This is a genomic window from Carboxylicivirga sp. M1479 (genome assembly GCF_007097485.1).
GTDB lineage: Bacteria > Bacteroidota > Bacteroidia > Bacteroidales > Marinilabiliaceae > Carboxylicivirga.
In genome coordinates this window covers 49,861-69,252 of record NZ_VKDE01000035.1, presented here as the reverse complement: position 1 = coordinate 69,252, position 19,392 = coordinate 49,861, and the positions used below count along the sequence as shown (strand labels likewise).

14 protein-coding genes are annotated in these 19,392 nt (G+C 40.1%); 10 read left to right on the top strand and 4 right to left on the bottom strand.

The window, feature by feature from the left end:
* The first annotated feature begins 227 nt into the window (after positions 1–227).
* Complete coding sequence (locus tag FNN09_RS18180) at positions 228–1,160, top strand: DUF4249 domain-containing protein (RefSeq protein WP_185969056.1); 933 nt, start codon at positions 228–230, stop codon at positions 1,158–1,160.
* 148 nt (positions 1,161–1,308) lie between these two features.
* On the top strand, positions 1,309–2,310 hold the full coding sequence (gene trxB / locus FNN09_RS18175; RefSeq protein ID WP_221932534.1) for a thioredoxin-disulfide reductase: 1,002 nt from the start codon (positions 1,309–1,311) through the stop codon (positions 2,308–2,310).
* 49 nt (positions 2,311–2,359) lie between these two features.
* Here the strand turns inward: trxB and FNN09_RS18170 are convergent, their stop codons facing one another.
* Complete coding sequence (locus tag FNN09_RS18170) at positions 2,360–3,199, bottom strand: ATPase (RefSeq protein ID WP_143303905.1); 840 nt, start codon at positions 3,197–3,199, stop codon at positions 2,360–2,362.
* A gap of 273 nt (positions 3,200–3,472) precedes the next feature.
* Between FNN09_RS18170 and FNN09_RS18165 the strand changes: the two genes are divergently transcribed.
* The 5 genes from FNN09_RS18165 (at position 3,473) to FNN09_RS18145 (ending at position 12,515) form a co-directional block, all read left to right on the top strand.
* Complete coding sequence (locus FNN09_RS18165) at positions 3,473–6,463, top strand: hypothetical protein (RefSeq protein WP_143303904.1); 2,991 nt, start codon at positions 3,473–3,475, stop codon at positions 6,461–6,463.
* A gap of 6 nt (positions 6,464–6,469) precedes the next feature.
* Positions 6,470–7,933, top strand: a complete 1,464-nt coding sequence (locus FNN09_RS18160) for a glycosyltransferase family A protein (protein WP_143303903.1) — start codon at positions 6,470–6,472, stop codon at positions 7,931–7,933.
* Positions 7,934–8,166: 233 nt separating this feature from the next.
* The gene (locus FNN09_RS18155) at positions 8,167–9,111 is read left to right on the top strand and encodes a DUF4922 domain-containing protein (protein WP_143303902.1); all 945 of its coding nucleotides are present in this window, start codon (positions 8,167–8,169) and stop codon (positions 9,109–9,111) included.
* 284 nt (positions 9,112–9,395) lie between these two features.
* Entirely contained in the window at positions 9,396–10,724 is a 1,329-nt protein-coding gene (locus FNN09_RS18150; protein WP_143303901.1) for a SpoIID/LytB domain-containing protein, read from the top strand.
* 489 nt (positions 10,725–11,213) lie between these two features.
* The gene (locus tag FNN09_RS18145; protein WP_143303900.1) at positions 11,214–12,515 is read left to right on the top strand and encodes an MFS transporter; all 1,302 of its coding nucleotides are present in this window, start codon (positions 11,214–11,216) and stop codon (positions 12,513–12,515) included.
* Between the two features lie 21 nt (positions 12,516–12,536).
* Here FNN09_RS18145 and FNN09_RS18140 read toward each other — a convergent pair whose 3' ends face one another.
* Genes FNN09_RS18140 through hydE form a run of 3 tightly spaced genes read right to left on the bottom strand, consistent with a single transcriptional unit; the run spans position 12,537 to position 15,358 of the window.
* Complete coding sequence (locus FNN09_RS18140) at positions 12,537–12,986, bottom strand: VOC family protein (protein WP_143303899.1); 450 nt, start codon at positions 12,984–12,986, stop codon at positions 12,537–12,539.
* Between the two features lie 21 nt (positions 12,987–13,007).
* Complete coding sequence (locus FNN09_RS18135) at positions 13,008–14,240, bottom strand: exo-beta-N-acetylmuramidase NamZ domain-containing protein (protein WP_143303898.1); 1,233 nt, start codon at positions 14,238–14,240, stop codon at positions 13,008–13,010.
* A gap of 23 nt (positions 14,241–14,263) precedes the next feature.
* Positions 14,264–15,358, bottom strand: a complete 1,095-nt coding sequence (gene hydE / locus FNN09_RS18130) for a [FeFe] hydrogenase H-cluster radical SAM maturase HydE (protein WP_255434167.1) — start codon at positions 15,356–15,358, stop codon at positions 14,264–14,266.
* Between the two features lie 246 nt (positions 15,359–15,604).
* On the opposite strand from hydE, the gene FNN09_RS18125 reads away from it, so the two are divergent.
* The 3 genes from FNN09_RS18125 (at position 15,605) to FNN09_RS18115 (ending at position 19,325) form a co-directional block, all read left to right on the top strand.
* Positions 15,605–17,665, top strand: coding sequence for an acetate--CoA ligase family protein (locus tag FNN09_RS18125; protein ID WP_143303897.1), 2,061 nt, complete (start codon positions 15,605–15,607; stop codon positions 17,663–17,665).
* 356 nt (positions 17,666–18,021) lie between these two features.
* Positions 18,022–18,729, top strand: coding sequence for a hypothetical protein (locus FNN09_RS18120; protein WP_221932533.1), 708 nt, complete (start codon positions 18,022–18,024; stop codon positions 18,727–18,729).
* Between the two features lie 71 nt (positions 18,730–18,800).
* Positions 18,801–19,325, top strand: coding sequence for a flavodoxin (locus FNN09_RS18115; RefSeq protein WP_143303896.1), 525 nt, complete (start codon positions 18,801–18,803; stop codon positions 19,323–19,325).
* The last annotated feature ends 67 nt before the right edge of the window (positions 19,326–19,392 follow it).

The following is a 19,392-nucleotide window of genomic DNA, read 5'->3' as shown; positions in this document are numbered from 1 at the left end:
TATTTACAGCGTCATTAAAAACAAAACACCATATCGTCAGGATTATATATGTCTTGATCCGAGAGAGAAAAATATTAATAGCTCCACTAATAAAGTGGCTTAAAAACTTGTAATTAATTAGAGTATATGAAACGACCATGCAAATTTGCTCATCCAAATTGACACACAGGAGGATGATCAAATTTATTTGGGAGTTCCATGTGGCCTTTGAAAATAAATTTAAACACATGAATAGAGTTTTGTACATATTATCAATTGCTTTACTGCTTGGTGCCTGTGAAAAGGATATTGAAATAGACCTTAACCGGCAGAGTGATAAATTGGTTATGTATGCTTTTGTGTATCCCGATAGTGCTTTAGATCTACACTTTAGTAAGAGTCAAAGTATCCTTTCTGTTGAAGACTACGAGCAAGTGGAAAAAGGCCGTTTTCAACTATTTATAAATGATAACTTTCAAGGAGCTTATATCTTGCCTGCTGATACGATATGGAGTAACTGGAAAGAATTTACGTTTAAAGCATCCGATAGCTTTCGAATTAATGCATATGAGTTAAATGGCGATACGGTTATGGCAGAATCGTATATTCCAGAAAAGGTTCCTATTATTTCGCTAGATACCCTTAGCGTTGATCAGAGTATTGCCGAATTACAGGTATCTCCCATGTTGCGTACGAAATTTCAGTTTCAGGATCCCATCGGGCAGAGCAATTATTATCAGGCGCTTGTGGTGCGTGAGGGGTGGGGAGAAAAAGCTGGGGAGCCATATTACACCAATGAGGTGGTTATATATGAAAAGGATGATCCCATTTTTTCTCAGGGAGAGCAAAGTGGTAGCTTATTACCTGGTTTAGATTTTCAAGGTTTGTTTACCGACGAAAAAATAGATGGATTAATATATACGCTTGGTATCGATATTCCTAAAGATCACCTGTTCTTTGACTATTACGAGGATAAAATCAAAATTACCGTGTATTTATATCATCACACCGATGATTACTACGATTATTTCCGTTCAACAATATTGGCGGCGGGTTATGAAGGGATATATGACGGTTTGCCTGTGTTTGAACCTGTGAAGATTCACAGTAACGTTTCTCAGGGGCTGGGTGTCGTGTCTGGAATTAATTTCGATAGTGGCTCATTGGTGTTTGTAAAGTAAGCTTTGGCAGTAAATTCTGACAAAGATGTCATATTCAGATAAAAGGCCGTGTAAAATGTCATAATTTTAAGTGCGGCATATATTTTGAAAGGGAATGCGAAAATTAGTAGTTTTACAACTTATTCAGAAATATTAATACTTAGATATTATGGCGCTATTTGGAAATCTGGAGAATCTAGATGCTCCACAAAACGATAATAAAGATATGGGAGAAGTAGAAAAAACAAAAGTACTTATTGTTGGTTCTGGACCAGCAGGTTATACAGCAGCAATTTATGCATCGCGTGCAAATCTTAGTCCTGTAATGTACGAAGGTCTGCAGCCTGGCGGACAATTAACAACAACTACCGAGGTTGAGAACTTCCCTGGTTACCCATCTGGTACCACTGGTCCTGAAATGATGGAAGATTTAAAAAATCAGGCAGTGCGTTTTGGTACCGATGTTCGCTTTGGTATGGCTACTTCTGCTGATTTAAGTCAACGCCCTTTTAAAGTAACTGTTGATGGGAATAAAGTAATTGAAACAGAAGCTTTAATTATTGCAACAGGTGCAACAGCTAAATACCTTGGTTTACCAGATGAGACTAAATATGCTGGTTCTGGTGTTTCAGCTTGTGCTACATGTGATGGATTCTTCTATCGCGGTAAAGATGTTGCCGTAGTCGGTGGTGGCGATACGGCTTTGGAAGAGGCGATGTATTTAGCTGGCTTATGTAAGAAAGTATACTTAATCGTACGTCGTGATGTATTCCGTGCATCAAAGGTAATGCAAGATCGTGCTATTAATACACCAAATATTGAAGTGCTTTGGAAGCATCAAACCAAAGGTTTATTTGGCGATGGTGTTGTTGAAGGTGCCACTTTAGTGAAAAATATGGGTACGCCAGAAGAGGAAGAAGTAAAAATCGCTATTGATGGTTTCTTCTTAGGTATTGGCCATAAGCCAAACTCTGATATTTTTGCTGATTACATCGATACAAACGATGTGGGTTATATCAAAACTGTACCTGGGTCATCTAGAACCAACGTACCAGGAGTATTTGCCTGTGGCGATGTTCAGGATGATCAATATCGTCAGGCAGTTACTGCTGCTGGATCAGGATGTATGGCTGCAATTGATGCAGAACGTTTCTTGGCAGAGCAAGATTAAGTAAGTGATAAACTAAATATTGAAGGGATGGCCGTGTGTCATCCCTTTTTTATGAGTTCATGTGAAAAGCAACCAGACCATCCATTGGTGTTTGCCTGATGGTACCAGGGAGTAGTTGGTAATCGTAAAGTGCTTTGTGTAATTGAGGCTCAAAATAATGGGCAATACTACCTATAAAACCGATTTTCATTTCTGCAGCATTGGGGTACTGTAGTAGGTTACGCTGTATAAACTCTTTAAAGGAGTTGATAACTATTTGTTCCAATTCATCAATATGTATATTGGCAGATATAAATTTAGTGTATTGAGCCAGATAACGATTGGGGAAAGGCTGCTTGTAAATTTTATCAAGAATTTCGGCTCTGTCGGTTTGGTAATTTGCATAGAAAAGTCTGATCACTTCCTGGGGTAGTTGATTCTTAAGGATGTCGCCCATCAGTTTTTTGCCCAATACAGCACCGCTGCCCTCATCCCCTATAATAAAACCAAGAGGCGATACATTGTCAATAATATCAGTTCCGTTGTAGTAGCAGGAGTTGGAACCCGTGCCTAATATGCAGGCAATACCTGCCTTATTGCCAAATAAAGACCTGGCTGCTCCTAGTAAATCGCTGTTAATCGTAATCGATTCGGCATTAAAAAACTGACTAAGGGCAGTCTTCACGACATTATTTTTTTCTTCGTTAGCACAACCTGCGCCATAAAAGTGAAGCGCCTGAATTTCTGTTTTTAGAAGTGTGTATTTGTTCTCTAGGCTTTGGTATATGTCTTCAGAGCTTTGGAAAAACGGGTTAATGCCATCAGTAATACAGACTTGTGAGTTGTTGTTTGATGGATTAATGAGGCGCCATTCTGTTTTTGTTGATCCACTGTCTGCTATAAGTATCATTTATAAGATATTTGTTTGAACTCTATTCTGCTGTGTTATACCAGTTGTTATTCAGATTGAGCCTTAGGCGAAATATGGATGTACAATGGTAAATGCCGTAGAATCAATAAAGAGCGTTATTGAAACGCAGTTAAAAATAAAGCTCATTTTATTGACCAAACGGTATGAATTGTAAAGATATCGATATTGGTGGATAAATCGCAGCTTTAAAAAGAATTGAACCTAGTGAAAATCTTGCTATTTTTGATTTGTTAAATGTGCTTAAGTCCTTTTATGAATAAAAACAATGCGCTTTCCAGAGTTTCAATATTAGTGGTGCTTATGAGTTGTTTGCTGGTGTCCACGCATGCACAGTTGAATGTTTCAGATATACATCGGCAACACCAAGAGCAATTAAAAGCTTGGCAAAGTCCTGTAGTGGAGCGGGGGCATTTGGGCGAATGTGTGCTTGACTCTTTTAGTATTGATGTGAATGAGGCTGAGATAAACTATTTCTTTAGTAAACCATTATCGTACACCCCTTGGAGAGAGGATAACGTGAGTGTTTTTAAGCAAAGTCTTGAAATGCTTCATCAAAACAAATTGGAAAGTTATAATGTAAAAGTGTATGCTAATGGATACGAGCTGGAACAGTTAATTCCCAATTACTACCGATCACAGATCGATAGTTCTCGTTTTACTGCTCGTAGCAAGCATTCGAAATACATCACGAATAGCGAGCAGGAGTGGTTTTCCAAGGGCTTAAGTGCGAATCATATTGCCCTTTGGCACAGTCATGGTTGGTATTACGAATCAACACTTGATCGTTGGGAGTGGCAGCGAGCCCGCTTGTACGGTACGGTGGAGGATATTTTTACCATGGCTTATGTGATGCCCTACCTGGTGCCAATGCTCGAGAATGCTGGTGCTTATTTATATATGCCGCAGGAGCGCTGTTTTCAATCAAATGAAATAATTATAGATAATGACATTGCGTCCAAAGGAGCAAGTTTAAAACTGGAGAAAGGCATCCGGTTTGATGAGCAGATAGGGTTTAAAGCTGTCGACACGTTGTTTACTGGGGATAATCCATTTGTAAAAGGCTCATCTTTAAAAGTAACAAATGCCAATGGCCTTGTCGCCAACTACAGAGCTAGAGTCCCTCACGATGGCGAATACGCGGTTTATATTTCTTATCTGCACGCAAGTGATAATGCCAAAGAGGTAAAATACACAATTCATCACAGTGGCGGTTCATCCACTTTTATCGTTGATCAAACAATGGGTGGCGGCACATGGGCTTATTTGGGTAAGTTCCATTTTGTACAAGAGCAATCGGTGTTGATAGAGCTTGAAGCGAATGGAGTGGTGTCAGTTGACGCGCTTAAGATTGGTGGAGGTATGGGGCACGTGGCTCGGCATCCTACCCAAGAGGAGGTAAGTGCTATAGGTAGCTCAAATGAGAAAGCAAAAGTCGAAACGAATCACTTTGGTTGGAAGACTTCGCAGCGGCCTCGTTACATGGAGGCGGCACGCTATTGGATGCAGTATGCTGGTATGCCCGATACGCTGGTGTATAGCCTGAACAAGGAGCGAAGTGACTATAAGGATGATTACCAGAGTAGGGGCGAGTGGTTGAACTACCTGATGAAACCAACTGAGGGAGCGGAAGTAAATGGGCTTGGTTTGCCTGTTGATTTGGCTTTTGCATTTCATACCGATGCTGGCGTAACACCAAATGACTCGGTAATAGGAACGCTTGGTATTTATAGTACTGAGCTCGATAGTGGATATTTTTCCAATGGACAAAGTAAGTTGGTCAGTCGTGATTTAACGGATTTGATACAAACGCAGTTGGTGGATGATATTCGTACCTTGTATAATTCGAAGTGGACTCGTCGGGCAATGTGGGATAAGCAGTATTCTGAGGCTTGGCGCCCCAATGTTCCCACCATGCTTTTGGAGCTTTTATCGCACCAGAACCTGGCGGATATGCGCTATGGTCTCGACCCTCAGTTTCGTTTTGATGTATGTAGATCTATTTACAAGGGCATGCTTCGCTTTTTAGCACTTCAGGATGGGCGCGACTATGTGGTGCAGCCTCTGCCTGTTGATCATTTGGCCATTGTGCCAGATAAAAAGGCTTATAAATTAACCTGGCAGGCTGTAGAAGATAGCCTGGAAGTAACGGCTAAACCACAATATTACAAAGTATATGCGCGCAAGGGAACAAAGGGTTTTGATAATGGAACTGTTGTAAAAGGAAATACTTATCAGTTGCCAAAGCTTAAAAAAGGAGAAATAATCAGCTATAAAGTTACGGCCATAAATGAGGGTGGAGAAAGCTTTCCGAGCGAAGTGCTGTCGCTAGGATTTGCTGGACGACGCGCAGAAACGGTGTTGGTGGTAAATGCCTTTGACAGGGTTAGTGCTCCTGCATTTGTTGATGAGGGAAACTTTGCTGGTGTTGCCTGGTGGAACGATCAAGGGGTGCCAGATAAATATGATTACGCCTTTACTGGGTATCAGTACGATTTCGATAGGGATTCGCCTTGGTTAGATGACGATAGCCCAGGTTGGGGTGCTAGTTATGCCGATGCGGAGGGGCAATTCATTAAAGGGAATAGCTTTGATAATACCATCATCCATGGACAATCTATTTTAAGGGCCGGCTATAGCTTTGTGTCGGTGAGTGATGAGGCTTTTGAGCAAGAGCAGTACGATGCATCTTTGTTTCCAGTGATAGACATTATTGCGGGAGAGGAAAAAACAAGCGTATCGCCTAATAAACAGACAGAGAAGTACAAGCTATATACCGATGAATTAATGAATAAGCTAAAGCAAGTTACAGCTAATGGGCAGCATGTGCTATTGAGTGGGGCGTATGTGGGAAGCGATATTCATCTGACGAAAGATAAGCAAGCCAAAGATTTTGCTGCCGATGTTTTACACTTTAAGTGGCGCAGTAATCATGCCTCTAAATTGGGAGAGCTTGTTTGCAATGATCAGGCCACCATGCTAAAGGGAAGATGGCGATTTAATACTACTTACCTGCCGCATATTTATACGGTGGAAGCTCCTGACGCTATTGAGCCTGTTGGTAAAGAGACAATAACTGCCTTGCGTTATGCCGAAAATAATGCTAGTGCAGCTACGCTTTATTCGGGTGCTTACAAGGCAATGGTGCTGGGATTTCCCATAGAAACAATAACAGCCAATAGCCAGCGAGATGCCTTGGTGAAGCAGATTCTGGATTATTTTATGAACGACAAAAAGAAAAAATAAGATACCATGGTTGAACAGATAACATGCATTTTGCCTTATGCCGATGAGGTAGAGATGAGGCCAACGATAGATGCATTTCAAGAGGCTTATTCTCAAGTTAATATTTTAGTCATAGCCAAAGAACAGGTATTGGTTGAGGGGGCTAAAGTGGTAGTGGCTGAGGGTGGCCTTGATGCAACTGCAACATGGAAGCAACTTATACCTGGCATTGAGGGCGATTATGTGGTTCTATACACGAAAGGCATGCAGTTAAGCATTGGCATGAATGCCATTGAACGCATGATGAAGTGTTGTGCCGATACCAATGCTGGAATGGTGTACGCCGATTATTATGAGAAGAAAGAATGCACTATGAAAGCCCATCCGCTGATTGATTATCAGAGTGGTAGTTTACGCGATGATTTTAACTTTGGCTCTTTATTGTTATTTCCTACTAAAACAATCAAAGAGGCGGTTGAGGCCATGGATGTTAACTATAAAATGGCGGCCTTGTATGACTTGCGTTTGCGTGTATCGCAACAAAAAGAGCTCCTGCATCTGCCCGAATTGTTGTACACCGAAGTGGAGCTGGATACCCGAAAATCGGGCGAAAAAATGTTTGATTATGTCGATCCTCGTAACCGAGACCGACAAATTGAAATGGAAGAGGCGTGTACTGCTCACTTAAAAGTAATTGGTGGCTTTCTTAAACCTGAATTTAAAGCGATTGCTTTTGATAAGATGAAGTTTCCGGTGGAGGCATCGGTGATCATTCCGGTTCGTAATCGTGAAAAAACCATCGGTGATGCCATTGAGTCGGTATTAAAACAGAAAACACAATTTTCTTTTAACCTGATAATTGTCGATAACCATTCCAGCGACAGAACCACTGAAATAATTCAATCGTATAAGGATGAGCGTTTGATCCATGTGATCCCTGATCGTCAGGATTTGGGTATTGGTGGATGTTGGAATGTGGGGGTGGCGCACGCTCAATGCGGTCAGTTTGCCATTCAATTGGATAGCGATGACTTGTACATTGATGAAACCGTAATCGACCAAGTTGTGAATGCTTTTTACGAGCAGAACTGTGCCATGGTGGTGGGAAGCTATCAAATGGTAAACTTCGATTTGGAAGAGATTCCGCCTGGATTAATTGATCACAAGGAGTGGACGCCAGAGAATGGACGTAATAATGCTTTGCGAATTAATGGCTTGGGTGCTCCACGAGCGTTTTATACACCAGTGTTGCGCGAAGTAAAAGTACCCAATACCAGTTATGGAGAGGATTATGCTCTGGGCTTAAACATCAGTCGCGAATATCAAATCGGTCGCATTTATAATCCTTTGTATTTGTGTCGTCGTTGGGATGACAACTCTGATGCATCATTAGATATTAACAAAATGAATGCTCATAATTTTTACAAGGATAAAATACGCACTATGGAGCTAAAAGCACGGCAGCAATTGGTGGCAAAAGCGACTAAATAGTGCTTGCCCGAAAAGTCCAATTTACTCATGTCTTGTTATGCTTTTAGAGGAATTCGTGATTTATAATTCTTCGTTACGCCCTTTTTGAAAACAGTCATTTACAAACGTAAACTCCTTGATTTTCAAAAAGACCAAGCCTTGAAATTTAACTTTTCCATTCAAGCACTTGAGAAATATCTGAGTTTTCTTGTAGAGACTAAATAATAGTTTGACTAAAACCAAAGCAAATATTAATGAGCATATTGCATCAAACTAAACAACTTATTAATAGTCAGCTTCAGAAATGGGAGCTGGCGGCTAATAATTACGCTGGCTTGCAAAAGGTAAGGACGAAATCATTGACTTTACCTGGAGGTGCAGAAGTGAAAGTTCAATTCAATCCTGAACGCATTCGTTCGTCTTCGGCCAAGGTAGATGCTCAGTCCATTCAGGAGCGTTCGTGTTTTTTATGCGCTAAAAATCGTCCAGCGGAGCAGGAGGGTGTTGAGTTTGGTAATTATTCCATCTTGATAAATCCCTTTCCCATATTTCAGCAGCATTTGACCATTCCGCATCAAAAGCATACTGTGCAGATAATTGAGCCCTATTTTTCTTCCATGCTTGATTTAGCTCGGGAGCTTAATGATTTTACCTTGTTTTACAATGGGCCAAAATGTGGTGCTTCGGCGCCTGATCATTTCCATTTTCAGGCAGGTAATAAGGGTTTTTTGCCTCTTGAAGATGACTTTAAAAGAGAAAAGTTTACGAAGCTGATCGCTAATCACAAAGGCATTGAGGTTTATACTTGGTCAAACTATCATCGTGGGGTAATCAGTTTTAAGGGGAGTGATGTAATTGCGATAAAAAGCTTGTTCGATCATTTGCATAAGGTTTTATTTGAACAACAGATGGATGAGTTGGAGCCTATGCTCAATGTATTGACTTATTTCGAATCGGGCGAGTATGTGGTTCATGTGTTTCCTCGTGTATTGCATCGTCCTAAATGTTATTTTGCAAAGGGAGATGAGCAAATACTATTAAGTCCTGCCTCGGTGGATATGGGAGGTGTGTTTATAACGCCGCGTGCCGAGGATTTTGAGAAGATAACAGCCAGTGATGTGACAGCCATACTTGATGAGGTGTGTATGAGTGAACACGATAGTGCATTATTGGCTGAGGAAATAGTTGATGGTGTATGAGTGACAGGAAGAGGCGTGTGTTAGAGGAGAAGATGGGTATGTAAGGTCGCCAGCGTCGTATGTAAAGGCGTCAGCCTTCTATGTAAGAGCGGAAGAGGCGTATGTAAGACCGCCAGAGGCGTATGTATCGCTGGCAGTGGCCTATGTAAGGTCGCCAGCATCGTTTGTAAAGGCGTCAGCCTTATATGTAAGAAAGGAAGAGGCGTTTGTAAGACCAACAGAGTCGTCTGTAAAGCAAACAGAGTAAAGTGTAATAATAGATGAAAGAAAATAAATATTAACAGATGAATCAAACTCCAGAAATAAAGGTTGGTATTCAGGTCAATACTTCAATTGAACTGACTTTAGTCGGTCAGTTTCAGCATACTTCAGGTATTGAGTTATCTGGGAAGTATACTGTTACCCCACATGGTCAATCAATGCTTTTATTTAAAGCGGATGATGGTGAGGATGTGTATATACGTAGTGGATTGTGTTTTAAACCATTGGATGAGAAGAGTTTCTTTACCATTCACAAGGTAACCATTGGAGTTGATTTTCATTGGGAGCGACAGGAAGATCAATCTTTTAAGGGTAGTTTTCAGCTCTTGCTAAACGATGGTGTTATTAATGCAATTAATATATTATCGCTCGAAGATTACCTGATGAGTGTCATTTCTTCGGAGATGAGTGCCACATCATCCATTGAATTACTAAAAGCACACGCTGTTATTTCGCGCAGCTGGTTGTTGGCGCAAATTGATAAGAGCAAGTCTTTGGTAGCTGAAGCCAGTAATTATCAAACTGTATTTGAATCGGAGGATGAATACATTAAGTGGTACGACCGCGAAGATCATACGCATTTCGATGTTTGTGCCGATGATCATTGTCAGCGCTACCAGGGCATGGTTAAAGCCAATACACCAGAAGTGGAGCAGGCCGTTGCAGCTACCAGGGGTGAAGTGTTGATGTATAACAATGCCATCTGTGATGCGCGTTTCTCAAAATGTTGCGGTGGCATGGTTGAGAAGTTTGAGAATGTGTGGGAGCCAGTTAAACATCCCTACTTGCAATCTATTGTTGATGATGCCAGTTCTTTGCAACTTAACTTGAAAGAGGAGGGTAGTGCACGTGAATGGATCAATGGTGAGCCTGATGCTTTTTGTAATACCAATGACAAGGAAGTGTTAAAGCAGGTATTGAACGATTACGACCAGGAGACCAATGATTTTTACCGTTGGGAGCTGCGTTACGACCAAAACGAACTGAGTGAATTGGTTGCCAAGCGAACGGGTGTTGATTATGGTACCATTCAAGATTTAATACCAATCGAACGTGGTGACTCCGGGCGCTTGATTAAGCTAAAGATTGTTGGTGACAAAAAGATTCTGACGATCGGTAAGGAGCTGGAAATTCGAAAGACCTTGTCTGAATCGCACCTTTATAGTTCTGCTTTTGTGATAACGAAAAGTGAAGAGCAGGGAAAGGTATTTTTTATCTTGCGAGGAGCGGGCTGGGGGCACGGCGTTGGACTTTGTCAGATAGGCGCTGCTGTTATGGGAGCCAGGGGCTACGATTATAATGCTATTTTAAACCATTATTTTCGCGGGGCCGAATTAAAGCAAAAGTATTAACCCGAGTTCCATCCCGACAAATCGGGACAAGTAGTGGTAATAAAATGAAAATATATGAAACCATCATGATTAAGCTATAAATACGCAGAACTTTGATTAAATAGCGTTTGTATAGGTTCTGTCAATAGCGTCCTAAGCGATTTTATTGATATGAATCGAACTGATTGAAATTAAGTATATTATTAGTGTTAATTAGAAACTGGGGTTCTTTTATGCATCATGCCTTATGGCCTCTCTTTTAAATAACTTTAGTTTTCTCGAAAGCTTTAGTAAGACCGAGAAGTTCCGAACTTGATTCGGAAATCACTCGGCCGCACTTGAGCTGAGATAAATAAGAAAGTTATTTAAAAAGTAGCCTTGATCTTTTTTCCTTAGTTTTTTAGATCAAGCTAAAAAAGTAAGTTGGGTTTGGGCGAATAGCCCAATTGATAAAAATATTTAGGACAACATTGATGTTCTGTAAATGAATCTTGATACTAGTTTTAAAAAATGAAACAAAAACAAACCTCTCCATGGGCTTGGGTGCCCAGCTTATATTTTGCCGAGGGCATACCTTATGTGGTAGTCATGACTCTGGCCGTGATCATGTATAAAAAGCTCGATATCTCCAACACTGATATTGCCTTGTATACATCGTGGTTATATCTGCCTTGGATGATTAAGCCCATTTGGAGCCCGATTGTTGATACCATAAAAAGTAAGCGCTGGTGGATTGTGAGCATGCAATTGTTGATTGGAGCAGGTCTGGCAGGTGTTGCCTTTACCATTCCTACAAGCTTTTTCTTTCAGTCATCTTTGGCTTTTTTATGGCTCTTGGCATTTAGTTCAGCAACCCACGATATTGCGGCTGATGGTTTTTATATGTTTGGATTAAATCAAAGTCAACAGGCTTATTTTGTTGGTATTCGCAGTACATTTTACCGTTTGGCGATGATTGCCGGACAAGGACTGTTGGTGTTTTTGGCTGGTCAATTTGAGCAAATGCCCTTATTTGGTAGCGATCAGCCCAGTATTCCTTTAGCATGGTCCTTAACCTTTTATATTATCACTGGCTTATTTGTATTGCTCGCACTTTACCATAAATATGCCCTGCCACATCCCGATGAAGATAAGGATAGAGAGGTGCTCAGTGTGGGTGAGGCAATGAAAGGATTTGGGCAGACTGTAACTTCCTTTTTTAGGAAGAAGAATATTTGGACAATTTTAGGAATGTTGTTGTTTTATCGCTTGGGCGAATCGCAATTGGTAAAAATGGCCTCGCCCTTCTTGCTCGACTCAAAAGATATTGGCGGGCTGGGTTTAAGTACCAGTCAGGTAGGTATTGTTTATGGAACTATTGGCGTTATTTTTCTCACTATTGGCGGAATTCTTGGAGGCATGCTGGCTTCAAAAAATGGCTTGAAATATTGGTTGTGGCCAATGGTTATTGCCATTAATCTGCCCAATTTGGTGTACGTGTATTTGTCCTATGCTTTGCCCGATTCCTTTTTGTTGGTAAGCATTTCTGTTGCCATTGAACAGTTTGGATACGGCTTTGGTTTTACTGCATTTATGCTCTATCAAATCTATGTTTCGGAGGGAGAGCATAAAACGGCACACTTTGCGTTTTGTACGGGATTAATGGCCGCCGGCATGATGTTTCCTGGCATGGTGTCAGGGTGGATCCAGGAGCTAATCGGTTATCAGCACTTCTTTATTTGGGTGGTATTGTGTACCATTCCAAGCTTTATAATGGTTAAGCTTATAAAGGTGGATGCCAGTTTTGGAATCAAGAAAAAAGAAGAGGACTAGCTTGTAATTGTTTTAAGAGAACTAAAATCTTAAAATATCTTCGTCTTTTAAAAATTGCTGGATTTCAAATTTGTGTCCTTCGGCATCGTCGAAGAAGAATGATTTAAGAGGAATGGATTCGAAGTGTTTTATTTCTGATAAATTAAATACTTCCAATTGCTTAACTCTTGCATACTCCTTTTCTACCTTATCCGTGCTTAAAGAGAATAGAGTGCTGCCAGATGCTTCGTTATCTTTCTTTTGTACAATGCCTAAAAAAGCTTTTTCATTTACTTGATAGACTTTTGCAAAACCTTGATCCATTACTAAATCCAATTGTAAGGTATTCTCAATAAAATCAATGCCGTAGGCAAAGTCCCTATAATATAAAAATGTAATGGCCGATGAGTACTTCATATTCTTTTCTTTTTGAACACAGGATGTAGTAAGGGTAATTAAAGCAACGAATAGGATGAGTGTTTTTATTTGCATGTTTTATCAGTTTTTAATCATCTAATCGTAAAGAAAGTATTTCTCAGCCCTTTGCCTGTATGAGTTAATGTCTTTTGTCCACAAGTCTATAATATCACCAACCAGCCAATGCTTGGTAAAGGCTATTCTTACTTTATCGCTTCCACAAACTTTATCAAACATGCTAATGCGCGAGGGTTCGCACATGTCAAATACGTTGTGTTCGGGCCACAACTTATGGGTCTCCTGCAATATGTAAAACTGAATCAACGATAATTGAGCTTGTTGGTAGTCGCTTATGTGTACTTGCACACCGTGTAATAGCTTGCCTTTCGATGTACTGTAATAGGGTTTGTAGTGTATTGGTCGAAAGGTAATGCCCGCTAAGTTTAAGCTGTTTAAGTTATGAGCTAAACTGTCGGCATTGATCCATTCAGTAGCAAAGAGCTCAAATGGTAAAGTGTAGCCAACGCCAATGTTAAAAATGTACAACTCCCCCAAAATGCCACTTGCCGGATAGAAGTAGGATGAAGTAGCCCGTGGTATGTGTGGAGATGACGGAACCCATGGTAGGCCAGTGTCTTCAAAGTTCATCGTTCGTTTCCAGTTTTCCATGGCCACAACCTCCAAATCGCATTGCACACCATTGCTTAATAGTTGTTCGCCATTTAAATAAAGTGCTAATTCGCCAACCGTTAAACCGTGTATGTAGGGTATGGGAAATTGACTAACGAAAGAAGTGAAACCTGATTCGGTTATCATTCCCTCCATTTTAAGGCCGCCAAGTGGATTTGGCCGATCGAGCACCACTAGTTTAATGTTATTTTCTGCTGCAGCTTCCATGGCTAAACCTAGGGTGCTGATGTAAGTGTAAGAGCGTGATCCGATATCTTGAATATCATAGACCAATACATCTATATTGGTAAGCATATCAGCACTGGGCTTTTTGTGCTTACCGTAAAGGCTGTAAACAGGCAGTTGTGTTTTCGGGTCGCTAAAGAACTGAACTTTATCTCCTGCGGAATAATCGCCTCTCACGGCGTGTTCGGGTCCATAGAGTGCTACTAGCTTAACATTGGCAGCTTCGGCCAGTATGTCAATAGTCGCCTTAAGTTGCTGGTTAACGCCAGTGGGATTCGTAATTAAACCAACATTTTTGCCCTCTAGTGAGTAGAAATTATGCTCCTGTAATACTTCAATGCCTGTCTTAACATTTTGCGCCATCAGGCTTGTTGTGTAAAAGAATACAAGGCAAAGATACCAGCATCTAGTCATGGTCATAAATCTTAGGGTATGGTTTATTTCTTTTTGTTCTGTCGCTTAAAGAAGTGCTTTGAATCGCCCCATTCATTATAACCTATTTCTCTGCCCGCCATTTCAACGCGAATGCCCAAACAGTTGGAGCAGTCTTCAGCGCCCTCATCGGTACATGGTTTGTTTTCGTAAAGAGTGTAGTCCTTACGGTTGGCTGTTGGTGTTATATTGGGCATAATAACGTTGGCACCGTATCGTAAAGCTTTTTCACGCCCCATGGGGTCAATAGCCTGCAGTGCGGTGGCAGCTGCTATGTTAATATCTGGCATCAGTAGTCGTAGTGCTGCTATCATGTTTAAGGATACATCAAAACGTCTTTGGATTGGCCATAGTGCATCCTTGTGTTCATATAGGGGAGTTTCGGTGTGCTCAATAAATGGGCCCATGCCCACCATGTCAACATTCATACTTTTGAAAAAGAGTAGGTCTTCGGCCAAATCGTCATAGCTTTGAAATGGAAGGCCAATCATTACGCCCGTGCCTGTTTGATACCCTATTTTCTGAAGTGTTTTTAAGCAATTAATACGGGTTTCAAAATCGTGTTTCTTGTCTTCGGGATGAATTTGATAGTATAAATCCCTTTTTGAACTTTCAATTCGTAAGAGGTAGCGATGGGCGCCAGCGTCAAACCATTCCTGGTAGGTTTCTTCGCTTTGTTCTCCCAAGGATATTGTTATGCCTAATTCGCCCTTGGTTACCGATTTAATTTCTTTGAGGAGTTTTGTAATGCGCTCTGTAAAAGCGGTGTCGCTTCGTTCTCCTGCTTGCAGAACAAGTGAGCCATACTTGTTTTCGTGTGCAAATATAGCTGCCTCAACAATTGCTTTATCATCGATCTCGTAGCGCTCAGCATTGCTGTTGCTTTTTCGAATGCCACAGTAATAACAATCTTTGGTGCAATAATTCGAAAACTCAACCAATCCTCTGAAAAAGACCTTTTTTCCAAGTGTTTCCACATATTTATTACCTACACCTCGAAGAAAAAAGTCACGTTCTTCGTTTTTAAGACTTAGTAAATAGCTTAAGTCGTTCTTTGTAAGTGTTTGTTTATTAAGTAGTATGTTTATTTTTTCGCTCACAATATATCCCTTTTTAGATTGCGTAAAAATAAGAAAAAAACAATAGTGAATGGTTTGAAAGTTGAATCATTCGTGTATTTTTGCGCAGGTAACAATTTGTTACTAAAAGTTATTTGAGTGGGTGTTGATAGTCTCTTAGTTGCTTTGTTTATAAGTAATTTGACAACTTATGATTTTCATCATATTTAGAGATGACTTTTCGTAATTCGCTTGAATTTGATTAAAGGACAGACAAAACATTAAACAATGATAAACGAACAATTACTTAACCCCAAAAGCATCGTGGTGGTTGGGGCCTCCGATGATGTAATGAAGCCAGGGGGTAAAATCCTTAAAAATATTGTGGACGGTAACTATGGAGGAGATCTGTATGTTACTAACCTAAAAAGTGACGTAGTGCAAGGTATTAAGTCGTATCGTGATGTGGCTGATTTACCGGAGCAGGTTGATTTGGCTGTCTTGGCCATTGCTGCAAAATTTTGTCCACAAACAGTTGAGGTGCTGGCGAAGCAAAAAGGAACTAAGGCGTTTATTATTATATCTGCAGGGTTTAGTGAAGAGAATGAAGAGGGTGCTGCTTTGGAGCATCAGATTGTTGATACAATTAATGAAGTAGGTGGTTGTTTGATAGGACCAAATTGTGTTGGTGTTTTAACCACGCATCACAGTAGTGTTTTTACAACACCAATACCTGCTTTGGAGCCAATGGGAGCCGATTTTATTTCGGGTTCAGGGGCAACGGCTGTATTTATTATTGAGGCTGGTATGGCTAAAGGGCTTAAGTTCAATAGTGTTTATTCTGTTGGGAATAGTGCGCAAACAGGAGTTGAGGAAGTACTTGAATATTTAGATAATACATACGTTGAGGGGCAAAGCTCAAAGATTAAGTTATTATACCTTGAGAGTGTTAATAATCCTCAGAAATTATTGAAGCATTCTGCATCGTTAATTAATAAAGGATGTAAAATTGCCGCCATTAAGGCTGGTAATTCAGAAGCGGGTAGTAGAGCGGCTTCGAGTCATACAGGTGCTTTGGCAAGCAGTGATTTGGCTGTTGATGCTTTATTTAAAAAGGCGGGTATTGTTCGTTGTTATGGTCGTGAAGAACTGGCCAATGTGGCAGCAGTATTCATGATTGAAGAATTGAAAGGTAAGAATGTGGCTGTTATCACGCATGCAGGTGGTCCTGCAGTGATGTTAACGGATGCTTTATCCAATGGCGGTTTAGAGGTGCCATCTATCGACGGGCCTAAGGCTGATGCTTTGTTAGAAAAGCTTTATCCAGGTTCGAGTGTGGCCAATCCAATCGACTTTTTAGCTACTGGTACAGCACAGCAGTTGAGCGATATTATTGATGCTTGTGAAAATGATTTTGAGCACATCGATGCCATGGCTGTAGTTTTTGGAAGCCCTGGTTTATTCTCTAATGAAGAGGTTTACAAGGTGCTTCATGCGAAAATGCGTGAGTGTAAAAAACCAATCTATCCAATTTTACCATCCGTTGTTAATGTGAAAGAGGATATTGAGATGTTTATTAATATGGGCAACGTCAATTTTCCTGATGAGGTAATGTTTGGTAATGCCTTAACAAAGATATATAATACGGCAAAGCCTGCACAGACTGAAGCAGGCGGGAATGATGTGGATGTGCAGAAGGTGCGTAGTATCATTGATGCGCAGGAAAGTGGATATGTTTCGCCTGAAGTTGTGCAGGAGTTGTTAGATGCGGCTGGTGTACCTCGTGTTAAAGAGTTTGTGAGTGATCAGGTCGATGTTTTGCTAGGAGCAATGAAGGAGGTTGAGTATCCAGTTGTAATGAAAGTTGTTGGTCCTGTACATAAGTCCGATGTAGGCGGTGTTGTTTTGGGTGTAGATAACAATGAGCAGCTGAAAAGTGAGTTTGCTCGTATGATGGATATTAAGGATGCCACTGGTGTTATGTTGCAACCAATGATTAGTGGTAAAGAGTTATTTGTTGGTGCCACGTATGAGCCTGGCTTTGGTCACATGGTCTTGTGTGGAATGGGAGGTATTTTTATTGAGGTATTAAAAGATGTGTCCTCAGGACTTGCTCCAATCAATCAGGATGAAGCATTGGAGATGATTCGAGGATTAAAAAGTTATAAAATAATTGAAGGAGTAAGAGGTCAGCAAGGAATTGATGAAAACAAGTATGCTGAGATTGTTGTTCGTTTGTCGAACATGCTTAATCATGCTCCAGAAATAAAAGAAATGGATATAAATCCCTTATTGGGCGAAGGTGAAAAAATCATCGCAGTTGATGCCCGCATACGGATTGAGAAGTAACTGTTTGTGTATTGATAATGATGAAAAAGTCGGCGCTTCAAAGGAAGGTCGGCTTTTTTTGTGCTCAATTTTTTAATGAAGAATTATTTCTGCAATTAATTAAATGCGGATGAAATTTTATCTTTGGCATTTGTTTATATTAGGAGTTTAAAGAAAAATATCTCTAAAAGTGATTTTAATCATCAATAATGGTGTTTGAATTATGCAAAATCCTTTTATTTTTGTGATGTCTTATGAATCGTAATGTGTTCAAATGTATTGAGTGGAAAGGTTTAGGCGATTTGTAGGGGGCTTTTAGATTGGGTTTTGTGATGATTTGAAAGTTAGTGCTTGAAATAAGAAATAAATAGATACGGATGATGGGGAAAAGACTTAATGATTTATTATTTGTGGCAGGAGTGGTATTATTGTTTTTGCCATTTTTTTTAAGTCAAACTGTTTTTAATTGGTACGATGCTTTTAATCTCAATCATCCTATGGTGATGAGTTTTTTGAAGTTTGCTGTTTTAGCTACTTTAGGTGAGGTTATTGGGTTACGAATTAAAACAGGAAGTTATACAGCTAAAGGTTTTGGAGTACTGCCAAGAGCAATTGTTTGGGGCTTTCTTGGTCTAACTATCAAAATGGCATTTGTGGTATTTGCTTCTGGAGTTCCTGTTTTTCTCGTGAAAATGGGATTGGATAATGCTTTGGAAGTTATGAAAGAGCCCATTTCATCTTCTAAATTGTTAGTGGCATTTAGTATTAGTGCAGCTATGAATTTAATTTATGCTCCTGTAATGATGACTTTGCATCGAATAACAGATATGCATATTGTAGCAAATAGTGGTAAAATCGCTTGTCTGTTTAGGACTATTCAGTTTGGAAAAATTATGAAAGAAATGGATTGGGGAATGCAATGGAACTTTGTTTTTAAAAAGACCATCCCATTCTTTTGGATACCTGCTCATACCATCACTTTTTTAATGCCTGCAGAGTACCGTGTTCTATTTGCAGCATTGTTGGGAATAGTTTTGGGAGTTCTGTTAGCAATCGCAGGAAATAAAGGAGGTTCTAATAAGTGATAGGTTGCATATCTCGCTTAAAAAAAGCATATTTGAATTGATATAACAACCTCATTTAAACTAAAAAAAATATGTCAAAAATTGGTATTTTTTACGGCCCTCAACTTGGTAGTGTAGAGAAAGTTGCTCACGTAATTGAAAGCAAGTTTGGAGCAGATAAAGTTGAATTAATTGCCGTTAAAAACATTAGTGAAACGGAGCTGAATCGCTTTGATAAAGTCATTTTTGGAATGTCAACCATTGGTAAGACTAATTGGGATTCGGACTATAAAGATACGGACTGGGATGTATTTGCTACCCTTATTGAAAAAGCTAACTGGGACGACAAAAAAGTAGCCATGTATTGCTTAGGTGATCACGTACAGTACCCACAGCATTTTGTTGATGCATTGGGATGGGTGTACGAGCGCTTAAAAAACACTTCAGCTGAAGTTGTAGGTTTTTGCAGTACCGAAGGTTATGTGTATGAAGAATCGGAAGGACTTAAAGATGGTCATTTCCTTGGTTTGCCAGTAGATGAAGATAACGAAGCTGATAAAACAGCTGTACGCGTAGAAAATTGGATTAACCGACTCGTTAACGAGTTTGGGTATTAAATAGGATTAATAGGGTGATGCTTAATTGTGTCACCCTTTTTATTGGCTTTTGCCATAGGGCTGTATA